Here is a 17,036-nt window from a genome sequence, read left to right as displayed (position 1 = left end):
GCCCGGGTTTTTTGTTGTCCGGACGCCGGGCCGGGCACAGGGGCGCGCAGGCGCGATGCCCCGCCGGTGCGCGGGTCGGGTAAGGTGGGAGTAGGGGTGTCGGGAACCGGAGGAAGCGCAGGCCCGTGTCAGGCCTTGGTCTTCATCCTCTCGAAGCGCTGACGGGCGATGTCCTCGTCGCGTTCCGCCTTGCGGTCGGCGTCGAGCGCCTGTTCGACGTAGTTCAGATGCGCCTCGACGGCCGCCCTTGCGGCGGCGGTGTCGCGGGCCTGAAGCGCCGTGTTGATGGCGCGGTGCTGCTCCAGCAGGGCATCGCGGGTGGTGCGCTGCTTGAACATGATCGAGCGGTTGTAGAACACGCCCTCGCGCAGAAGCTGGTACATCGAGCGCATCATGTGCAGCATGATGACGTTGTGGCTCGCCTCGATGATCGCGAGGTGGAAGTCGGCGTCGATCCGGGCCTCGTCCGCCGGATTGCGCTTCTGGTGGGCGGCCTCCATCTGCGAAAAGAGCGTGTCGATCACCTTTAGGTCGGTTTCCGTGCCGTTGGTGGCGGCGCGTTCGGCCGCCAGCCCTTCGAGATCGCGGCGGAAGGACAGGTAGTCGAACACCGCCTCGTCGTGTCGGGAAAAGAGCTGGATCAGCGTGTCCGAAAAGGCGGAGCCGAGCACCTCGGTGACGAAGATCCCCGAACCGGCGCGGCTTTCCAGCAGGCCGCCGGCCTGAAGCTCGGCCACCGCTTCGCGCAGCGAGGGGCGCGACACGCCCAGCCGCTCGGACAGCTCGCGTTCGGCGGGAAGGCGTTCGCCGGGGCGCAGGATGCCGCGCAGGATCAACTGTTCGATCTGCCGGACGACGGCGGACGAGAGTTTTTCGGACTGCACGGGGCGGAAGGGCATTTTGGTCACCTGGGGCCGGAATTGGTCAGATCATATGACCGCTGGCGGGGGTGACGCAAGGGCGCCGACGACCCCGGGGCCGCCTACCAGCGGCTGAGGGCATCCTCGTCCTCGTCCTTTGAGGCGACCCAGCCGGTGCCGTCGCGCCCCTGTTCCTTCTTCCAGAACGGCGCGCGGGACTTGAGGTAGTCCATCAGGAATTCCGCCGCCTCGAAGGCGTCCTGCCGGTGCGGCGAGGCGGTGGCGACCATCATGATGCGCTCGCCCGGCCGCATCGGGCCGTAGCGGTGGATCACCAGCACCTCGCCGAGGGACCAGCGCCGCTCGGCCTCGCGGGCGATGCTGTCGAGCGCCTTTTCGGTCATGCCGGGGTAATGCTCGATCACCATCTGCCCCAGCGTTCCGGCGCTGTCGCGCACCGTGCCGGTGAAGGTGACGACGGCGCCCATGTCGGTGCGTCCCGCGGCAAAGGTGTCGGCCTCGGCGCCGAAGTCGAAGGCGGGTTCCTGGACGACGATGCGGATCGGCACCGGCTCAGCCTCCGGTCATCGGGGGAAAGAACGCCACCTCGCGCACGCCGGCCAGCGGGGCGTCGAAGGAGGTGAGCTCCTGATCGACGGCGACGCGCAGGGCCGAGAGATCGGCAAAGGCGGCCTCGTAGCGCGCTTCGCGGGCGCGCAGTTCCTTCACGAGGTCGGCCACGGTCGCCGCCTGAGAGTCTATGCGTTCCCGGGGCAGCCCGATGCGTTCGCGGACCCAGGCGAAATAGAGCACGTCCATGATCAATCCTCCCGTAGCAGCGGCAGCGCCTTGACGAAGTAATCCCAGCCGGTGACCAGCGTCAGCGTCGCCGCGACCCAGAGCAGCGTCAGCCCGAGATGCCCGGTCCAGGTCATGCCGGCCTCCTTCCAGCCGAGGCCGTGGATGTCCTCGGCCCGCCCCGAGAGGATGGCGCTGATCGTGGCGGAATCCAGATCCTCGATGGTCACCGCAAGGTAGTGTTCGAAGACGCCCTGGGCAAAGAGCGTGGCGATGGCGATCATCTGGAAGGTGGTCTTCCACTTGGCCAGCTTCGTCACCTTGAGCGTTCCGGCCACGTCGCCGAGGAATTCCCGCAGGCCGGAGACGAAGACTTCGCGAAACAGGATGAAGGTGGCGGGCAGCACCAGCCAGGGCGACATCGAGGAATAGCCGACGATGACCATGAGCGCGATGATGACCATGGCCTTGTCGGCGATCGGGTCCAGCATGGCGCCCATCTTGGTCTCCTGCCCCCAGGCGCGGGCGATGTAGCCGTCGAACCAGTCGGTGACGGCGGCGGAGACGAAGAGCACGAGCGCGAACCAGTCCGCGAGGGGGCGCGAGAAATACAGGAACATCACCGCCACGCCGGGCGCGGCGAGAAGGCGGAGCGCAGTCAGGGTGTTGGGAAGGGTCCAGCGCATGGGCCTTCCTAGCGCGCTTTTGTGGGAGGGGGAAGATACACCTCCGGCGGAGGGTCGCGTCGATGCGGAAATCAGCCCCGGCCCCGGGCGCGGCTCTCGAAACGGGTGACAAAGCGGGCACGCGCCTCGGGGAGGGGGCGGTCGCGCAGGGCCCCGGCGAGGTGGTGTTCGAGGAAGTATCCGGTGGTGCGCAGCCCGTCGAGGATCTCCGGGTCCGCCGCGCTGCCCTTGTTGAGCAGGACCTGCGGCAGCGGCAGCAGGCGGTCGACCCAGTCCCCGGCGCCCTCGGCGGTGACGGCCCGCCCGGTGCGGGGCGAGACATAGCGCAGGTCGAGGTTCGTGCCGGTCACCGCGCAGGCCGACAGGTCGAGGCCGAACCCCATCTCGTCGAGCAGGGCGAGTTCCCAGCGCAGATAGGCCAGCGGCCAGAGGTCCTGGTCGTGCAGCAGGTCGAGCAGGGATTCGGTGCGCGCAAACAACGCCGGGTGGGATTCCCGTTCGGGCAGGCAGAATGACAGCAGCGCGGTGACGGCATTGAGCCCGGCCAGCGAGAAGCGGTTGCCGAGGGCGGCGGCGCGCGAGCGCAGGGGTTCGGCGGTGAAGGCGCCCATGTGGTCTTCGAGCCGGGCGCGCCAGCCGAGGTCGAGCTGGGCGCCCGGCTGCAGCATCGGCGCGGCCTTGCGCGAGGCGCCGCCGCGGAGCACCCCGAGATGGCGGCCGTGGGTCGCGGTGAAGACCTCCAGAATGGCGGAGCTTTCGCCATGTTTCCGGGCCGAGAGGAGTATGCCTGTATCGCGCCAGTCCATCTCCGCACTATCCGCCGCGGCGCGCGCGCAGGCAAGGTGGCGCGGCGCGGTCGGGGCTTGACCCCGGCGCCGGGGACGGGCGCAATGGCGGCGCCCCGACGCGGAGATGTGATGACCCCGACTGCCCGAACGACCGCGGCCCTTGTCGCCTGCCTGGCCGCCGGCGCGCTGGCCCTGCAGATCCACGTGGGGCTGGAGCGCCGCCCCGGGCTGACGGTCTGGCAGGAGATCTGGCGGGAGGCGCGCTATTTCACCATCCTGACCAACACGCTGGTGGCCGCGACCTTTGCCGCCGTCGCGACGGGGCGCCGACCGGGGGCGGTCTGGAGCGCGGCGATCACGCTTTGGATCGTGCTGGTCGGGGTGGTCTATCACGCGCTGCTCGCGCGGGAACTGTCGGGCCATGGCGCGCTGGCGGATGCGGCGCTGCACACCGGCGTGCCGCTGGCGGTCACGCTCTGGTGGCTGCGCTTCGCGCCGAAGGCGGGGCTGTCCCCGCACCATGCGGTCTGGTGGCTGCTCTGGCCCGCCGCCTATGTCGGCTATGCGCTGATCCGGGGTGCGGTGGACGGGCGGCATCCGTATTACTTTCTCGACCCCGGGCGGTCCGGCTGGGATGGCGTCGGGCTCTGGGTGCTGGCGCTGGGCGCGGCGTTCCTCGCGGGAGGGCTGGCGGTGGTGGCGCTGGCGCGGGCATTGGCGCCCCACCATCGTCGCTGAGCGATCCGGCGGTGCGGCGCAAGCGCCGCGCAGGGTCGTCGCCGCCGGGCAGGGCCCGTCGTCTCCACGCCTCCGGCCGGCGTGACGCCCCTGCGGGGAAGTCCGGCGGCGTGGAAAGGGTAGGATCTGCGTATTTTCGACAAGAAGACACGCGGGGGGGGCGTCAGGAGGAGAGGCCGTCCTCGTCCAGAAGGTGTCGGCCCTTGCGGTCTTCGACCTCGATCACCCAGAGGTCGGGATCGAAGCGTTTCTGGCGGGTGATGGCGGCGTCGACCTCGGCCTCGGGACCGTCGGCGAGGGGCACCCAGCGGCGGGTGTCCGACATCATGTCCCATTCGCGCGCGAAGGCGCTTGCCCTGCCGTCGAGCGTGGCGAGCTTGACCAGGATCGCGCCTGCGGTGTCGTCGCCATGGGCGGTGACGAAGGCGGGGATGTCGTGCAGCGACAGGCGGCGCAGGTAGGCATCGACCCAGAAACGGGCGGTGAGGCGGGACATGCCGTCAGTTGCCGTCCTTGAAATCTAGGCCCATCTCGGAATAGCGCTCGGATTCCTCCTGCCAGTTCTCGCGGACCTTGACCTGCAGGAAGAGGTGGACCTTGCGACCGAGGAATTCCTCGATCTCGGCGCGGGCGGCCTGGCCGATGGCCTTGATCGTCTCGCCCTTGCGGCCGAGGATGATGCCCTTGTGGCCGTCGCGGGCGACATAGATCATCTGGTCGATGCGGGCGGAGCCGTCCTCGCGTTCCTGCCAGTGTTCGGTTTCGACCGTAAGCTGGTAGGGCAGTTCCTGGTGCAGGCGGAGGGTCAGCTTCTCGCGGGTCATTTCGGCGGCGATCATCCGCATCGGCAGGTCGGCGATCTGGTCTTCGGGGTAGAGCCAGGGGCCCTCGGGCAGTTCCTGCGCCAGCCATTGCCGCAGGTCGTCGACGCCGTAGCCGCGTTCGGCGGAGATCATGAAGGTCTGCGAGAAGGGGTATTTCTCGTTCATCTCCTGCGAGAGGGCGAGAAGGGTGTCGGCCTTGACCCGGTCGAGCTTGTTGATCGCCAGCGCGACCTTGCTGCCCTTGGGCAACTGGTCGGCGAGGCCGGAGAGGATGCGTTCGACCCCTTCCGTGATGCCGCGATGGGCCTCGATCAGCAGCACGATGATATCGGCATCCGAGGCTCCGCCCCAGGCGGCGGCAACCATCGCCCGGTCAAGGCGGCGGCGCGGCCGGAACAGGCCGGGGGTGTCGACGAAGATGATCTGGGTGTCGCCCTCCATCGCCACGCCGCGGATGCGGGTGCGGGTGGTCTGGACCTTGTGGGTCACGATCGACACCTTGGCCCCGACCATGCGGTTGGTGAGGGTGGACTTGCCCGCGTTGGGCTCTCCGATCAGGGCGACGAAACCGGCGCGGGTGGTCATCTGGGGTTGGCTCCTGCTGCAAGCCGAGGCTCATAGCGGTTTTCGCGCCCGCGCGCCAGCCCTGCCGTCCCGCCAGAGCGACCAGGCCCCCGAGGTGACGATCAGCGCCGCGCCGGCCAGGGTCAGCGCGTCGGGCCGTTCGTCGAAGATCGTGTAGGCCAGCACCAGAGCCACCAGCAGGCGCGCGTAGCGGAAGGGGGCGACGACCGAGACTTCGCCGGTGCGCATGGCCCAGGTGATGGCGGTGTAGCCGATCACCCCGGCGATGGCGGTGCCGCAGATCAGGGCCGCGGCGGCGGGCGAGGGCAGGATGTTGTGCGGTTCGAAAACCGTGATGAGCACCCCGGCGAAGGTCACCACGGCAAAGCCCAGCACGCCGAGCTGCGCGGCATGCACATGCGGCGGCGCGGTGCGGGTCGCGAGATCGCGGCAGGCAAAGCCGATCATGCCGAGGATCGCGAGGACGGCATCGGCTCGGAAGGCCTCGGGGGTGGGGCGGATGATCAGGAGCACCCCGGTGAAGCCCACCGCCATGGCGATCCAGCGCCGGGGGCCGATGGTTTCGCCGAGCACCAGCGCGGCCCCCAGCATCACCACCAGCGGGGCGGCCTGCAGGATGGCCGAGGTGGTCGAGAGCGGCGTGAAGGCGAGGGCGAGGGCGAAGAACAGCCGCCCCATGATCTCGAACCCGGTGCGGATCAGCAGCGGCTTGCGCAGGTAGTCGGGCGACCAGACCGGCACCCCCTGCTGGCGCGCGAAGAGCGCGTAGAGCGCCATCGCGGTCAGGCCGAACTGGATCGTCGCCACGCCGGGAGAGATGCCGCCGGTGGCGACGGCGGCCTTGTAGAAGGCGTCCTCTATGCCGAAGCCGAGCATGGCCAGGATCATCCACAGCGCGCCGCGAAGATTGGGAGTCACGGGGTTTGCACCTTTCGCAGGGGAATGCGGGGGATCGTGGCGCCGGGGGTCGCCACGTCAGCCCCCTGCATGGCGTCGGGCGGGCCGGAGGGCCGCGCCACTTTGGCGGGCGGGCACGGGGACGGTATGGGCCGGGGGCCTCGCCGGGGCGCCGGCGCGCGCGCAAGGGAGGCGCGGCGGCCGGACGTCTTCGAGTCCCCGGGCGAAGCCGCGCGTGGCCATCACTCCAGCCGGTCCAGCAGGGCGCGGGCGGCGGCCTGTTCGGCCTGGCGCTTGTTGCCTGCCGTGGCCTGCGCCGTTTCGCCGGTTTCGAGCCGCACCTCGATGGTGAAGACGGGGGCGTGATCGGGGCCGGAGCGGGCGGTTTCGACATAGGCGGGCGGCGGCATTCCGCGCCCCTGCGCCCATTCCTGCAGCCCCGTCTTGGGGTCGCGGGCGTCCTTTTCGACCTCGGCCACGCGGGGGCCCCAGAGGCGCAGGATCATCTCCTTCGCGGCATCGAAGCCGCCGTCGAGATAGACCGCGGCGATCACCGCCTCCATCGCATCGCCGAGCAGGGCCATCTTGCGGCGCCCGCCGGACATCATCTCGGATCGGCCGAGCTTGAGCGCGGCGCCGAGGTCGATCTCGCGTGCGATGTCGGCGCAGGCTTCCTTGCGGACGAGAGCATTGTAGCGCGGCGCGAGCTGCCCTTCGGAGGCCTTGCGGTCGTCGGTCAGCAGGGCTTCGGCCATGACCAGTCCGAGCACGCGGTCGCCGAGAAATTCGAGCCGCTGGTTGTCCTCGCGGCCGGGGCCGGACATGGAGGAATGGGTGAGCGCGCGGCGCAGAAGCTCGGGCCGGTCGAACTGGTGGCCGAGGCGCTTTTCCAGCGCGATGAGGTCGGCGGAACGTTTCATGTCATCTCGTGCCGGGGGCGCCCCCCGTCTTCTGGCCCCTGGACGGGCTCAGTCGATCTTGTGGAAGAACCGGTCGCCGCGCCAGGTCCAGAAGTACAGCATGGAGCGTCCGGCGGAAGAGAACACCACGCGGTTGGCGCGGCCGATCAGGTTCTCGAAGGGCACGAAACCGACGCCGCCCGCGGCCGTCGAGAAACGGCTGTCGGTGGAATTGTCGCGGTTGTCGCCCATCATGAAGTAGTTGCCTTCGGGGACGGTGTAGACATTGGTGTTGTCCGCGGGGGACTGGCCGATGTTCAGGATGTCGTGGCTCACCCCGTTGGGCAGGGTTTCGCGGGTGCGGGATTTCTCGCAGACGCCGCCTTCGCCGACCGGGCCGTTCTCACAGCGCGGCGGCAGTCCTTCGGGGCCCTGACGCTCCGCGGTCTCGGAGAACACGCCGGCGGGTTCGAGCGTCACCGGCTCGCCGTTGATCTGGAGCACGCCGTCGATCATCTGGATGCGGTCGCCGGGCAGGCCGATCAACCGCTTGATGAAATCGCGCCCGGTGACCGGATGGCGGAAGACCACCACGTCGCCGCGCTCGGGCTCGGACCCGAAGAGACGGCCGTTGGCGTCACCGTCGAGCCAGCCGCAGATGTCCTTGGCGTCGATGTCGATGCCGAAGCCGGGCATGTAGAGCGAGGGGCAGGAGGCGTAGGAATAGCCGTAGGCCATCTTGTTGACGAAGAGGAAATCGCCGATCAGCAGCGTGTCCTTCATCGAGCCGGAGGGAATCCAGAAGGGCTGGAAGAACAGGGTCCGGAACACCCCGGCGATCAGCAGCGCATAGACCACCGTCTTGACGGTTTCGAGAATGCCGCCCGATTTCTCGGTCTTTGCCATGATGAACGCCCCTTCGACCTTGCGCCCCGGCTACATGAGCGGGCGGGTCCGAAGTGTCAAGGCGGGTGGGGCGCGGCGCAAATTCCTTCCAAGGAATTTGCAAATCTTTTCGGAAAAGATTTGCGCGGGCTCCGCCGTCAGGGATGCGGCCGGGCTTCGATGACCACGAAGGCCTGGGCCCAGGGGTGATCGTCGGTCAGCGTGACGTGGATGATGGCGTCATGCCCCGGCGGGGTCATCGAGTCGAGCCGCTCCCGCGCCCAGCCAGTCACTTCCATCACCGGCTGGCCGGTGCGCAGGTTGGACACCGCCATGTCCTTCCACGAGATGCCCATGCGCAGCCCGGTGCCGAGCGCCTTGGAACAGGCCTCCTTTGCCGCCCAGCGTTTGGCGTAGGTGCCCGCGACATCCTTGCGGCGTTCGGCCTTGCGCTGTTCGGTCTCGGTGAAGACCCGGTTGCGGAAGCGGTCGCCGAACCTCTCGAGGGTGGCGGCGATCCGGTCGATATTGGCGAGATCGGTGCCGATTCCCAGGATCAATGGTCGCGCGCCTCGACCCCGGCATCGGCCTGGTTGACGACGATTTCCAGAAGGAAGGGCGCAAAATCCTGCCGGTTCTGGTCGAAACGGGTGCCCGGAACGGTGATCGTCAGCCCCTTGGCGGCGTCATAGGCCGCCGTGGCGCCGGGCAGGGACAGCGAGGACCAGCCCATGCCGTCGTCCGAGGTGACGAAGTGGCAGGTGCCGTAGCCGATTTCGGGGTCGGGCACGGTCACCATCACCGCGGCGCCGCAGCAGGCGGGTTCGTCCTGCAGCAGGTAGATCAGCGCGATGTTGCCGTTGGCATATTCGCGCGTCGCCTCGGAGAAGGGGCGGGCGAGGTTGCGGGCATTGGCCTCGGCCCGGTCGCAATCGCTCACCTGCGCCGCGGTGACCGGCGAGGCAGCGGCGATGAGGGCGAGAAGGGCGGCGCGGATCATGACCGCGCCTCGTCCATCAGCCGCCGCATTTCGGCGATGGCGGGGCCGAGGCCCATGAAGATTGCCTCGCCGATAAGGAAATGACCGATGTTCAGTTCCATCACTTCGGGAAAGGCGGCGACGGGCTGCACGGTTTCGTAGGTGAGCCCGTGACCCGCATGCACCTCCAGCCCGAGATCGTGGGCGAAGGCGGCCATCTCGCGCAGGCGCCCGAGTTCGGCGTCGCGCTCGTCCGTCCGGCCTTCGGCATGCAGGTCGCAATAGGCGCCGGTGTGCAGTTCGATCACCTGGGCACCGATCCGGTGGGCGGCTTCGATCTGCGGCCGGTCGGCGGCGATGAAGATCGAGACGCGGCATCCGGCCTCGCGCAGCGGGGCGATGAAATGCGCCAACCTGTTTTCCTCGCGCGCGACCTCGAGCCCGCCTTCGGTGGTGCGTTCCTCGCGTTTCTCGGGGACGAGGCAGACGGCGTGCGGGCGGTGGCGCAGGGCGATGGCCTGCATTTCGTCGGTCGCGGCCATCTCGAAGTTGAGCGGCACGGTCAGCGTCTCCATCAGCCCGTCGATATCCGCATCCGAGATGTGGCGGCGGTCTTCGCGCAGGTGGGCGGTGATGCCGTCGGCTCCTGCCTCCTGGGCGATCCGGGCCGCGCGCAGCGGGTCGGGATAGGCGCTGCCGCGCGCGTTGCGCACGGTGGCCACGTGGTCGATGTTGACGCCGAGTCGGAGGCGTCCGGCAAAAGTCGTCATGGAGTCCTCATCCGGTTTTGCGAGGACATTAGAACGCCTTCGGACGCGGGGAAACCGGGTTTTGCGCCGTGACGCGCCGGGGTGACGGCGCGCCCGGTGCGGGGCGGATCAATCGGAGGGCGGCGGGGTGTCGGCGGGCTTTTTCTTTTTCAGCGCGCCGAGCTTGGCCTTCAGCGCGCCCTTGCGGCGGTTCTGATAGGCGCGGATCACCGGGACCGAAAGGTAGTAGGCCGTCAGCCCGCAGATGATGCCGGGCAGGATGCCGCCGATCATGTAGGGGTAGAAGACCTCGTGGTAGAAGATCTGCAGATCGCTCCAGTCCGTCGGTTCCCGCAGGACCCAGGCGATCAGGTTGTCCCAGAGTTCGCCGCCAGCATAGGTGAACTTGTGCAGGAGGGAGCTGTGGTGCGGCTCGTGGCGGTTGATGCCCAGCAGCCAGTAGCCGGTGCGCAGCGCGGCGATGCCGATGGGCACGTAGGTCAGGGGATTGCCGAAGAAGGTCCCGAGCAGGGCGGCGATGATGTTGCCGCGCAGGATCCAGGCGAGCAGCCCGGCGACCACGAAATGCATCCCGTAGAATGGCGTGAAGGTGGTGAAGACCCCGGCAAAGATGCCGCGAGCGATCTTTTCGGGCGGATCGGGCAGGCGGTGCAGGCGATGCTGCACGTAGCGGGCCGCCCGCCCCCAGCCGCCGCGCGGCCAGAACAGTTCCAGCACGATCCTCCAGAGGGGTCGTCTGTCGCGGCGTTTGAAGACCAAGGGTCCGTCCGATCTGTCCTGCTGCGACCTCCGGCCGCGTGTTTGTCCTTCTGCGGCCGGTGCGGCCGCGCAACTGCTCTGTTTCCGCCGTTGCGGCGGTTGCCTATTCCGCCGCGGCCGGCACGGCGGCAAGCGTGGGATCGCGCCGGCGGCTGACCGAAGCCACATCGCCTTCGGCGTCGAGGGCCGAAATCACCGAATGAAGATGTTCGGCATCCCTCAGCTCAATATCCACGCGAATTCTGAAGAAATCGGGTTTCCGATCGACAAAATGCATGTCCGAAATATTGCCCAGACGCTCTCCGATCAAGGTGCAAACCCGGCCCAGCACGCCCGCATCGTTGCCCACGGTCAGTTCGAGGCTGACATCGTAGGCGGCCGGGTGGGTTCCCTCGGCCCAGTGCAGGTCCAGCCAGCGGTCGGGCTGCGCTTCGAAGGCGGCAAGTGATTCGCAGTCGATCGCGTGCACGATCACGCCCTTGCCGCGCTGGGTGATGCCGACGATGCGCTCTCCGGGCAGGGGCTGGCAGCAGCGCGCCCGGGTAAAGCCCTTGCCGTCCGGGTCGAGGCCGATCACCGCGCGATGCGCGTCGACCTCGGCCTCGTCCGCGGGGTTGAGGTCGGGATAGACCGCGTGCACCACCTCGCGGGTGGTCAGTTCGGCGCTGCCGAGCCGGGCCAGAACCTCGTCCGCATCGACGAGGCGCAGGGTGGCGGCGGCCTTTTCCAGCACCTTCTCGGTGGATTTCTTGCCGACGTGTTCGAAAGCCGACCGAGCCAGTTCGTGACCGAGGCGGATGTAGCGCTCGCGCCCGGCCTCGCGCAGCGACCGGCGGATCGCGGTGCGAGCCTTGCCGGTGGTGGCGATGTCGAGCCAGGTCGCCTGCGGAGTCTGGCCGTCGGCGGTGATGATCTCGACCGACTGGCCGTTCTTCAGCCGGGTCCAGAGCGGCACGCGGATGCCGTCGACCTTGGCCCCGACGCAGGCCGAGCCGATGCGGGTATGGATCGCATAGGCATAGTCGAGCGGCGTCGCCCCGCGCGGCAGTTTCACCACGTCGCCCTTGGGGGTGAAGCAGAAGACCTTGTCGGAATACATCTCCAGCTTCACCGCCTCCATGAACTCGTCATGGTCTTCCTCGGCGTCGAACTGTTCGGTCAGCGAGGCGATCCAGCGGGCCGGGTCGACGGCGAAGGGGTTCTCGGAGCGCACGCCCTCGCGGTAGGACCAATGCGCGGCGACGCCGGTTTCGGCGACCTCGTGCATCTGGCGGGTGCGGATCTGCACCTCGACCCGCTTGCCGTCACGGCCCGACACGGTGGTGTGGATCGAGCGGTAGCCGTTGCTCTTGGGCTGGCTGATGTAATCCTTGAACCGGCCGGGCACCGAGCGCCAGCGCTGGTGGATCACCCCGAGCGCGCGGTAGCAGTCCATTTCGGACCGGGTGATGACGCGAAAGCCGTAGATGTCGGAAAGGCGGGAAAAACCCATGCCCTTTTCCTGCATCTTGCGCCAGATCGAATAGGGCTTCTTGGCACGGCCGAAGACTTCGGCCTCGATCCCGGCTTCGTCCAGCTCGTGCCGCATGTCGCCGGTGATGCGGTGGATAACGTCGCCCGCTTCCTTCTGAAGCGTGATGAAGCGGCGGATGATCGAGGCGCGCCCCTCGGGGTTCAGCACGCGGAAGGCGAGATCCTCGAGCTCTTCGCGCATCCACTGCATGCCCATCCGGCCCGCGAGCGGGGCGAAGATGTCCATCGTCTCGCGCGCCTTCTGCATCTGCTTCTCGGCGCGCATCGCCTTGATGGTGCGCATGTTGTGCAACCGGTCGGCCAGCTTGACCAGGATCACCCGCAGGTCCTTGGACATCGCCATGAACAGCTTGCGGAAATTCTCGGCCTGCTTGGTTTCGGAGCTGGAGAGCTGGAGATTGGTCAGCTTGGTGACGCCGTCGACCAGCTCGGCCACATCGGTACCGAACTTCTCGGCGATGTCGGCATAGGAGGCGCGGGTGTCCTCGATCGTGTCGTGCAGCAGGGCGGTGATGATGGTGGCATCGTCGAGCTGCTGCTCGGTCAGGATGGCGGCGACGGCGACGGGGTGGGTGAAATAGGGTTCACCCGACTGACGCATCTGCCCGTCGTGCATCGCGCGGCCATAGTCATAGGCCGCACGAATGAGGGCTTCGTTGGTTCTGGGATTGTAGTTGCGGACCAGGGCAACCAGGTCTTCCGCCGCGATCATGGGCGTCTATCCTTACCTGGCCCGCCGAACCGGGCCGGGACCTCAGTTTTCTCCCTGCGCCTCCATCAGGGCGCGGAGCAGCTTCTCTTCGGACAGATCGTCCTCGGCGGGCTTGTCCTGCTCGGCACCCATGAGCAGCGCCATGCTGTCGTCCTCGGGCTCGTCGACCTCGATCTGGGTCTGGTGGCTCTCGATCAGACGCTCGCGCAGCTCGTCGGCGGACTGGGTTTCCTCGGCGATTTCGCGCAGCGACACGACCGGGTTCTTGTCATTGTCGCGATCCACCGTGATCGCGTCGCCTGCCGCGATTTCACGGGCGCGATGCGACGCGAGCATCACCAGCTCGAACCGGTTGGGAACCTTGTCGACACAATCTTCTACCGTCACGCGGGCCATGGAGCGTCTCACCTTTGCGGGTTGCCGTCAGAAAGGGCATATCTAACGCGCCTGTCCCCGCTTGACAAGGCGGGAGTCGTTCACAAGGGCACGACCTCGGCGCGCGCCTCCGCGGGGAGGGCGGCACAGAGCTCGGCGGCGCTTCGGCCGAGCAGCGGGTGCACCCAGTCTGCCGCCACATCGCAGAGCGGCACAAGCACGAATGCGCGGTCCTGCAGACGCGGATGCGGCAGAATCAGGCGATCGGGGGTCCTGCCGATCTGCTGACCCGGCGGCAATGCGCGCCATTCCGCCTGTGTCGCAACGTCAGGCAGCACGGTCCCGCCGATGGCGAGCAGGTCGATATCGAGCGTCCGGCTCCCCCAGCGCTCGCGCCGCAGGCGGCCGAATTCCGCCTCCACCTCGTGCAGCAGGGTCAGGATGCCGGGGGCGTCTCCCGCCCCCGCGATCACGGCGCAGGCATTCACGTAATCGGGCCCGGTCCCGGCCGGAAAACAAGGTGTTGCGTAAAGCCGGCTGGTGCGCCGCAAGATCAGGTTCCTGGCGGTCAGGGATCGGAATGCGGCCCGGACCGTCTCGGCCGGGTCGCCGGCCTCGGAACCGAGGTTCGAGCCGAGGGCGATGAGGATTTCTTGTTCCAAAGGGTACTTTCGGCTATCCTTCAGGGTATCGTACGCGGGTTGAAACCCGCCTTGAAAAGTTTAATCTTGGCGAACTGGGCGCGCCGATTTTTTTACACTCACGGACGACCGCGGCGCTCCCGATTGCTTGAAAGGACATTTGATGTTTTACAAGGACGAACGGCTGGCGCTGTTCATAGACGGATCGAATCTGTACGCCGCTGCAAAGGCGCTCGGGTTCGATATCGACTATAAACTGCTTCGCCAGGAATTCGTGCGCCGTGGCAAGATGGTGCGCGCATTCTACTATACTGCCCTGCTGGAGAATGACGAGTATTCGCCGATCCGCCCCCTGGTGGATTGGTTGCATTACAACGGCTTCACCATGGTGACGAAACCCGCGAAGGAATATACGGACAGCCAGGGCCGACGCAAGGTCAAGGGCAACATGGACATCGAACTCACCGTCGATGCCATGGAGCTCGCGCCGCGCGTCGATCACATCGTGCTGTTCTCGGGTGACGGCGACTTCCGCCCGCTGGTGGAATCGCTGCAGCGTCAGGGCGTCCGGGTGTCGGTGGTTTCGACCATCCGCAGCCAGCCGCCGATGATCGCCGACGAACTGCGCCGCCAGGCCGACAACTTCATCGAGCTCGACGAGCTTCGCGAAGTCATCGGCCGTCCGCCGCGCGAACAGCAGGCCGAACGCAACTTCGAGGTCGCGAACGGCAACTGAGGCTGGTGCGGGGCTTTGTGGGGATGAGGCTCCGCCACCATGCTGACTGACGTATGGAGCCTGGGCGGCCTGTTCCTGGCCGCCTTCGGCGCCGCGACCATCCTCCCCTTTCAGTCGGAGGTTGTGTTCGTCGGCCTGCAGATCGGAACGCTGGTTCCGGTCTGGCTTCTCGTGGTCGTCGCCAGCATCGGAAACGTGCTCGGCGCGGTGGTGAACTACGCGCTGGGACTGGGGATCGAACATTACCGGCATCGCCGCTGGTTTCCCGTGACCGAGGCGCAGCTCGCCCGAGCGCAGGACTGGTACGTGCGCTGGGGCGTCTGGACGCTGCTTCTCAGCTGGGCGCCGCTGGGGGATGCCTTTACCGTGATCGCCGGGATCATGCGCACGCCGCTCTGGCTGTTCCTGCTGCTGGTGACCGTCGCCAAGACCGGGCGCTACATGGTTCTGGCCTGGGCCACCGTCCTCGCGGCGGGAGGCGTGCCCTAGCGCAACCGGAACACAGGCGAATTCCCGCAGCGCCCGCTCTGGACCCCGCCCGCCCGAGGGCTTACCTCTGGGCCGACAGGAGACCGCCATGACCCGACCGCCCCTCATGCTATACCTTGCCGCGCCGCGCGGCTTCTGCGCCGGTGTCGACCGCGCCATCCGGATCGTCGAACTGGCGCTGGAGAAATGGGGCGCTCCGGTCTACGTGCGCCACGAGATCGTGCACAACAAGTTCGTCGTCGACGGGCTGCGCGACAAGGGCGCGGTCTTTGTCGAGGAACTGGACGAATGCCCCCCCGACCGCCCGGTGATCTTCTCGGCGCATGGCGTGCCCAAGGCGGTCCCGGCCGAGGCCGCCCGGCGCGAGATGATCTATGTCGACGCCACCTGCCCGCTGGTCTCCAAGGTCCATATAGAGGCCGCCCGCCACCACGAGGCCGGGCTCCAGATGATCATGATCGGCCATGCCGGGCACCCCGAAACCATCGGGACCATGGGCCAGCTTCCGGAGGGCGAGGTGCTGCTGGTCGAAACCGTGGAGGATGTGGCCGGGGTCGAGGTGCGCGATCCCGCGCGGCTGGCCTTCGTCACCCAGACGACGCTCTCGGTCGACGACACGATCGACATCGTCGCGGCCCTGCGCGCGCGCTTTCCCGCCATCGTCGGCCCGCACAAGGAAGACATCTGCTACGCCACCACCAACCGGCAGGACGCGGTCAAGGCGATCGCCCCGTCCTGCGACGCCCTGCTGGTGGTCGGCGCGCCCAATTCCTCCAATTCCCGCCGTCTGGTCGAGGTCGCCCGCAAGGCCGGCTGCGGCTATTCGCAACTGGTCCAGCGCGCGGACAACATCGACTGGCGCGCGCTCGAGGGTATCCGCTCGGTCGGCATCACCGCCGGCGCCTCGGCCCCCGAAGTGCTGATCGACGAGGTCATCGACGCCTTCCGTGCCCGCTTCGACGTCACGGTCGAGATCGCCGAGACCGCCCGCGAGAACGTGGAATTCAAGGTGCCCCGCGTGCTCAGGATGCCGGCATGAGCGACGACGCCACCATCGGCTTCTACGACCGCCAGACCGAGGCCTACCGCAAGGTCGCCGAGGGCTTCGACAATGACGCGCTGCGCCGGATGATGCGGGATCTGCCTCCCGGCGCGCATGTGCTCGACCTCGGCTGCGGCCCCGGCCAGGATTCGCGCCTGCTCGCCCGCGCCGGGTTCCGCGTCACCGCGATGGATGCCAGCGCCGAGATGGTCCGTCAGGCGGGGCTGGAGCCGGGCGTCACCACGCGCCACGCGACCTTCGCCGATCTCGACGACGCGGCCGCCTTCGATGCGGTCTGGGCCAGCTTCTCGCTGCTGCACGCGCCGAAATCCGACTTCCCCGCCCATCTCGCGGCGATCCGCCGGGCCCTGAAGCCGGGCGGCACGCTGGTGCTCTCGCTCAAGACGGGCACGGGCGAAAGCCGCGACAGGCTGGGCCGCTTCTATGCCTTCTACGAGGAGGACGAACTCGCCTCCCTGCTCGCCGCCGCCGGTTTCGTGGTTGCGGAGACCCGCCGGGGCAGGGCAAAGGGGATGGCCGGAACCGAGGATCCCCACGTGACGATGACCGCCCATGCCTGACCTCTTCGCCTATACCGACGGAGCCTGCTCCGGAAACCCCGGCCCCGGAGGCTGGGGCGTGCTCATGCGCGCCATGGAGGGCGACGAGATCGTCAAGGAGCGCGAGCTCAGCGGCGGGGAGGCGGACACCACCAACAACCGGATGGAGCTGCTCGCCGCGATCAACGCGCTCGAAGCCCTGGCGCGGGCCTCGACCATCACCGTGATCACCGACAGCGCCTACGTGAAGAACGGCGTGACCGGCTGGATCCACGGCTGGAAACGCAACGGCTGGAAAACCGCGGCGAAGAAGCCTGTGAAGAATGCCGAACTCTGGCAGCGTCTCGACGAGGCGCAGCGCCGCCACGAGGTGACCTGGAAATGGGTCAAGGGGCACGCCGGACATCCGGAAAACGAACGCGCCGACGAATTGGCTCGGGCCGGAATGGCGCCGTTCAAACCCGCGAAGGGCTAGGGCAC

The 17,036-nt window shown here is 67.9% G+C and carries 23 protein-coding genes; 6 read left to right on the top strand and 17 right to left on the bottom strand.

What is annotated here, in order from left to right; translation table 11 throughout:
- Positions 1–128: 128 nt before the first annotated feature.
- The 5 genes from ACN0RJ_RS12725 to recO all read right to left on the bottom strand — a co-directional run bounded on the left by ACN0RJ_RS12725 (position 129) and on the right by recO (position 3,150).
- Positions 129–899, bottom strand: a complete 771-nt coding sequence (locus ACN0RJ_RS12725) for a FadR/GntR family transcriptional regulator (RefSeq protein WP_417720276.1) — start codon at positions 897–899, stop codon at positions 129–131.
- Between the two features lie 83 nt (positions 900–982).
- Positions 983–1,423 carry a molybdenum cofactor biosynthesis protein MoaE gene (locus tag ACN0RJ_RS12720; RefSeq protein ID WP_417724531.1) on the bottom strand — a complete coding sequence of 147 codons (441 nt, stop codon included), beginning with the start codon at positions 1,421–1,423 and terminating at the stop codon, positions 983–985.
- Between the two features lie 10 nt (positions 1,424–1,433).
- Entirely contained in the window at positions 1,434–1,679 is a 246-nt protein-coding gene (gene moaD / locus ACN0RJ_RS12715; RefSeq protein ID WP_417724487.1) for a molybdopterin converting factor subunit 1, read from the bottom strand.
- A gap of 2 nt (positions 1,680–1,681) precedes the next feature.
- The gene (pgsA, locus tag ACN0RJ_RS12710) at positions 1,682–2,344 is read right to left on the bottom strand and encodes a CDP-diacylglycerol--glycerol-3-phosphate 3-phosphatidyltransferase (RefSeq protein ID WP_417720249.1); all 663 of its coding nucleotides are present in this window, start codon (positions 2,342–2,344) and stop codon (positions 1,682–1,684) included.
- A gap of 71 nt (positions 2,345–2,415) precedes the next feature.
- Positions 2,416–3,150: a DNA repair protein RecO gene (recO, locus tag ACN0RJ_RS12705; RefSeq protein WP_417724486.1), complete on the bottom strand. Its 735-nt coding sequence runs from the start codon at positions 3,148–3,150 to the stop codon at positions 2,416–2,418.
- A 111-nt stretch (positions 3,151–3,261) separates the two neighbouring features.
- Here recO and ACN0RJ_RS12700 point away from each other — a divergent pair, with 111 nt between their 5' ends.
- A complete protein-coding gene (locus ACN0RJ_RS12700; RefSeq protein WP_417724485.1) occupies positions 3,262–3,870 on the top strand; it encodes a Pr6Pr family membrane protein in 609 nt (202 codons plus the stop codon).
- Positions 3,871–4,033: 163 nt separating this feature from the next.
- Here ACN0RJ_RS12700 and ACN0RJ_RS12695 read toward each other — a convergent pair whose 3' ends face one another.
- From ACN0RJ_RS12695 to folK, 12 genes are all read right to left on the bottom strand, one after another.
- Positions 4,034–4,366: a DUF1491 family protein gene (locus tag ACN0RJ_RS12695; protein WP_417720246.1), complete on the bottom strand. Its 333-nt coding sequence runs from the start codon at positions 4,364–4,366 to the stop codon at positions 4,034–4,036.
- A gap of 4 nt (positions 4,367–4,370) precedes the next feature.
- Positions 4,371–5,279: a GTPase Era gene (gene era / locus ACN0RJ_RS12690; RefSeq protein WP_417720245.1), complete on the bottom strand. Its 909-nt coding sequence runs from the start codon at positions 5,277–5,279 to the stop codon at positions 4,371–4,373.
- A gap of 30 nt (positions 5,280–5,309) precedes the next feature.
- On the bottom strand, positions 5,310–6,197 hold the full coding sequence (locus ACN0RJ_RS12685; RefSeq protein WP_417720244.1) for a DMT family transporter: 888 nt from the start codon (positions 6,195–6,197) through the stop codon (positions 5,310–5,312).
- Positions 6,198–6,418: 221 nt separating this feature from the next.
- Entirely contained in the window at positions 6,419–7,096 is a 678-nt protein-coding gene (gene rnc, locus ACN0RJ_RS12680) for a ribonuclease III (protein ID WP_417720243.1), read from the bottom strand.
- 48 nt (positions 7,097–7,144) lie between these two features.
- Positions 7,145–7,981 (bottom strand): signal peptidase I, encoded by an 837-nt coding sequence (gene lepB, locus ACN0RJ_RS12675; protein ID WP_417724484.1) that lies wholly within the window; start codon positions 7,979–7,981, stop codon positions 7,145–7,147.
- A gap of 137 nt (positions 7,982–8,118) precedes the next feature.
- Complete coding sequence (gene acpS, locus ACN0RJ_RS12670; RefSeq protein ID WP_417720241.1) at positions 8,119–8,520, bottom strand: holo-ACP synthase; 402 nt, start codon at positions 8,518–8,520, stop codon at positions 8,119–8,121.
- Positions 8,517–8,960 (bottom strand): hypothetical protein, encoded by a 444-nt coding sequence (locus ACN0RJ_RS12665; protein ID WP_417720240.1) that lies wholly within the window; start codon positions 8,958–8,960, stop codon positions 8,517–8,519. Before ACN0RJ_RS12665 ends, acpS begins: the two co-directional genes overlap by 4 nt.
- On the bottom strand, positions 8,957–9,709 hold the full coding sequence (locus tag ACN0RJ_RS12660) for a pyridoxine 5'-phosphate synthase (RefSeq protein ID WP_417720239.1): 753 nt from the start codon (positions 9,707–9,709) through the stop codon (positions 8,957–8,959). Before ACN0RJ_RS12660 ends, ACN0RJ_RS12665 begins: the two co-directional genes overlap by 4 nt.
- Before the next feature lie 108 nt (positions 9,710–9,817).
- Entirely contained in the window at positions 9,818–10,468 is a 651-nt protein-coding gene (locus tag ACN0RJ_RS12655; protein ID WP_417720238.1) for a DUF2062 domain-containing protein, read from the bottom strand.
- 103 nt (positions 10,469–10,571) lie between these two features.
- A complete protein-coding gene (locus ACN0RJ_RS12650; RefSeq protein ID WP_417720237.1) occupies positions 10,572–12,713 on the bottom strand; it encodes a RelA/SpoT family protein in 2,142 nt (713 codons plus the stop codon).
- Between the two features lie 42 nt (positions 12,714–12,755).
- Entirely contained in the window at positions 12,756–13,109 is a 354-nt protein-coding gene (gene rpoZ, locus ACN0RJ_RS12645) for a DNA-directed RNA polymerase subunit omega (protein ID WP_417720273.1), read from the bottom strand.
- Positions 13,110–13,189: 80 nt separating this feature from the next.
- On the bottom strand, positions 13,190–13,750 hold the full coding sequence (folK, locus tag ACN0RJ_RS12640) for a 2-amino-4-hydroxy-6-hydroxymethyldihydropteridine diphosphokinase (protein WP_417720236.1): 561 nt from the start codon (positions 13,748–13,750) through the stop codon (positions 13,190–13,192).
- Positions 13,751–13,892: 142 nt separating this feature from the next.
- Between folK and ACN0RJ_RS12635 the strand changes: the two genes are divergently transcribed.
- The 5 genes from ACN0RJ_RS12635 (at position 13,893) to rnhA (ending at position 17,031) form a co-directional block, all read left to right on the top strand.
- Positions 13,893–14,465 carry an NYN domain-containing protein gene (locus ACN0RJ_RS12635; RefSeq protein WP_417720235.1) on the top strand — a complete coding sequence of 191 codons (573 nt, stop codon included), beginning with the start codon at positions 13,893–13,895 and terminating at the stop codon, positions 14,463–14,465.
- Positions 14,466–14,504: 39 nt separating this feature from the next.
- On the top strand, positions 14,505–14,954 hold the full coding sequence (locus ACN0RJ_RS12630) for a YqaA family protein (protein WP_417724483.1): 450 nt from the start codon (positions 14,505–14,507) through the stop codon (positions 14,952–14,954).
- An 88-nt stretch (positions 14,955–15,042) separates the two neighbouring features.
- The gene (gene ispH / locus ACN0RJ_RS12625; RefSeq protein ID WP_417724482.1) at positions 15,043–15,993 is read left to right on the top strand and encodes a 4-hydroxy-3-methylbut-2-enyl diphosphate reductase; all 951 of its coding nucleotides are present in this window, start codon (positions 15,043–15,045) and stop codon (positions 15,991–15,993) included.
- Positions 15,990–16,577: a methyltransferase domain-containing protein gene (locus ACN0RJ_RS12620; RefSeq protein ID WP_417724481.1), complete on the top strand. Its 588-nt coding sequence runs from the start codon at positions 15,990–15,992 to the stop codon at positions 16,575–16,577. Before ispH ends, ACN0RJ_RS12620 begins: the two co-directional genes overlap by 4 nt.
- Positions 16,570–17,031, top strand: a complete 462-nt coding sequence (gene rnhA / locus ACN0RJ_RS12615) for a ribonuclease HI (RefSeq protein ID WP_417720231.1) — start codon at positions 16,570–16,572, stop codon at positions 17,029–17,031. The genes ACN0RJ_RS12620 and rnhA overlap by 8 nt, the downstream gene beginning before the upstream one ends.
- The last annotated feature ends 5 nt before the right edge of the window (positions 17,032–17,036 follow it).

The sequence above is a fragment of the Salipiger sp. genome, from assembly GCF_048261495.1.
Lineage (GTDB): Bacteria > Pseudomonadota > Alphaproteobacteria > Rhodobacterales > Rhodobacteraceae > Salipiger.
The sequence above is the reverse complement of the archived record's forward strand: the minus strand, read 5'-3'. Positions and strand labels throughout refer to the sequence as shown.

Coding starts and splice junctions, on each gene's coding strand:
- ACN0RJ_RS12725 (WP_417720276.1), bottom strand. CDS start 899: ATGCCCTTCCGCCCCGTGCAGTCCGAAAAACTCTCGTCCGCCGTCGTC.
- moaD (WP_417724487.1), bottom strand. CDS start 1,679: ATGGACGTGCTCTATTTCGCCTGGGTCCGCGAACGCATCGGGCTGCCC.
- pgsA (WP_417720249.1), bottom strand. CDS start 2,344: ATGCGCTGGACCCTTCCCAACACCCTGACTGCGCTCCGCCTTCTCGCC.
- recO (WP_417724486.1), bottom strand. CDS start 3,150: ATGGACTGGCGCGATACAGGCATACTCCTCTCGGCCCGGAAACATGGC.
- ACN0RJ_RS12700 (WP_417724485.1), top strand. CDS start 3,262: ATGACCCCGACTGCCCGAACGACCGCGGCCCTTGTCGCCTGCCTGGCC.
- ACN0RJ_RS12695 (WP_417720246.1), bottom strand. CDS start 4,366: ATGTCCCGCCTCACCGCCCGTTTCTGGGTCGATGCCTACCTGCGCCGC.
- era (WP_417720245.1), bottom strand. CDS start 5,279: ATGACCACCCGCGCCGGTTTCGTCGCCCTGATCGGAGAGCCCAACGCG.
- rnc (WP_417720243.1), bottom strand. CDS start 7,096: ATGAAACGTTCCGCCGACCTCATCGCGCTGGAAAAGCGCCTCGGCCAC.
- lepB (WP_417724484.1), bottom strand. CDS start 7,981: ATGGCAAAGACCGAGAAATCGGGCGGCATTCTCGAAACCGTCAAGACG.
- ACN0RJ_RS12665 (WP_417720240.1), bottom strand. CDS start 8,960: ATGATCCGCGCCGCCCTTCTCGCCCTCATCGCCGCTGCCTCGCCGGTC.
- ACN0RJ_RS12660 (WP_417720239.1), bottom strand. CDS start 9,709: ATGACGACTTTTGCCGGACGCCTCCGACTCGGCGTCAACATCGACCAC.
- ACN0RJ_RS12650 (WP_417720237.1), bottom strand. CDS start 12,713: ATGATCGCGGCGGAAGACCTGGTTGCCCTGGTCCGCAACTACAATCCC.
- rpoZ (WP_417720273.1), bottom strand. CDS start 13,109: ATGGCCCGCGTGACGGTAGAAGATTGTGTCGACAAGGTTCCCAACCGG.
- ACN0RJ_RS12635 (WP_417720235.1), top strand. CDS start 13,893: ATGTTTTACAAGGACGAACGGCTGGCGCTGTTCATAGACGGATCGAAT.
- ACN0RJ_RS12630 (WP_417724483.1), top strand. CDS start 14,505: ATGCTGACTGACGTATGGAGCCTGGGCGGCCTGTTCCTGGCCGCCTTC.
- ispH (WP_417724482.1), top strand. CDS start 15,043: ATGACCCGACCGCCCCTCATGCTATACCTTGCCGCGCCGCGCGGCTTC.
- ACN0RJ_RS12620 (WP_417724481.1), top strand. CDS start 15,990: ATGAGCGACGACGCCACCATCGGCTTCTACGACCGCCAGACCGAGGCC.
- rnhA (WP_417720231.1), top strand. CDS start 16,570: ATGCCTGACCTCTTCGCCTATACCGACGGAGCCTGCTCCGGAAACCCC.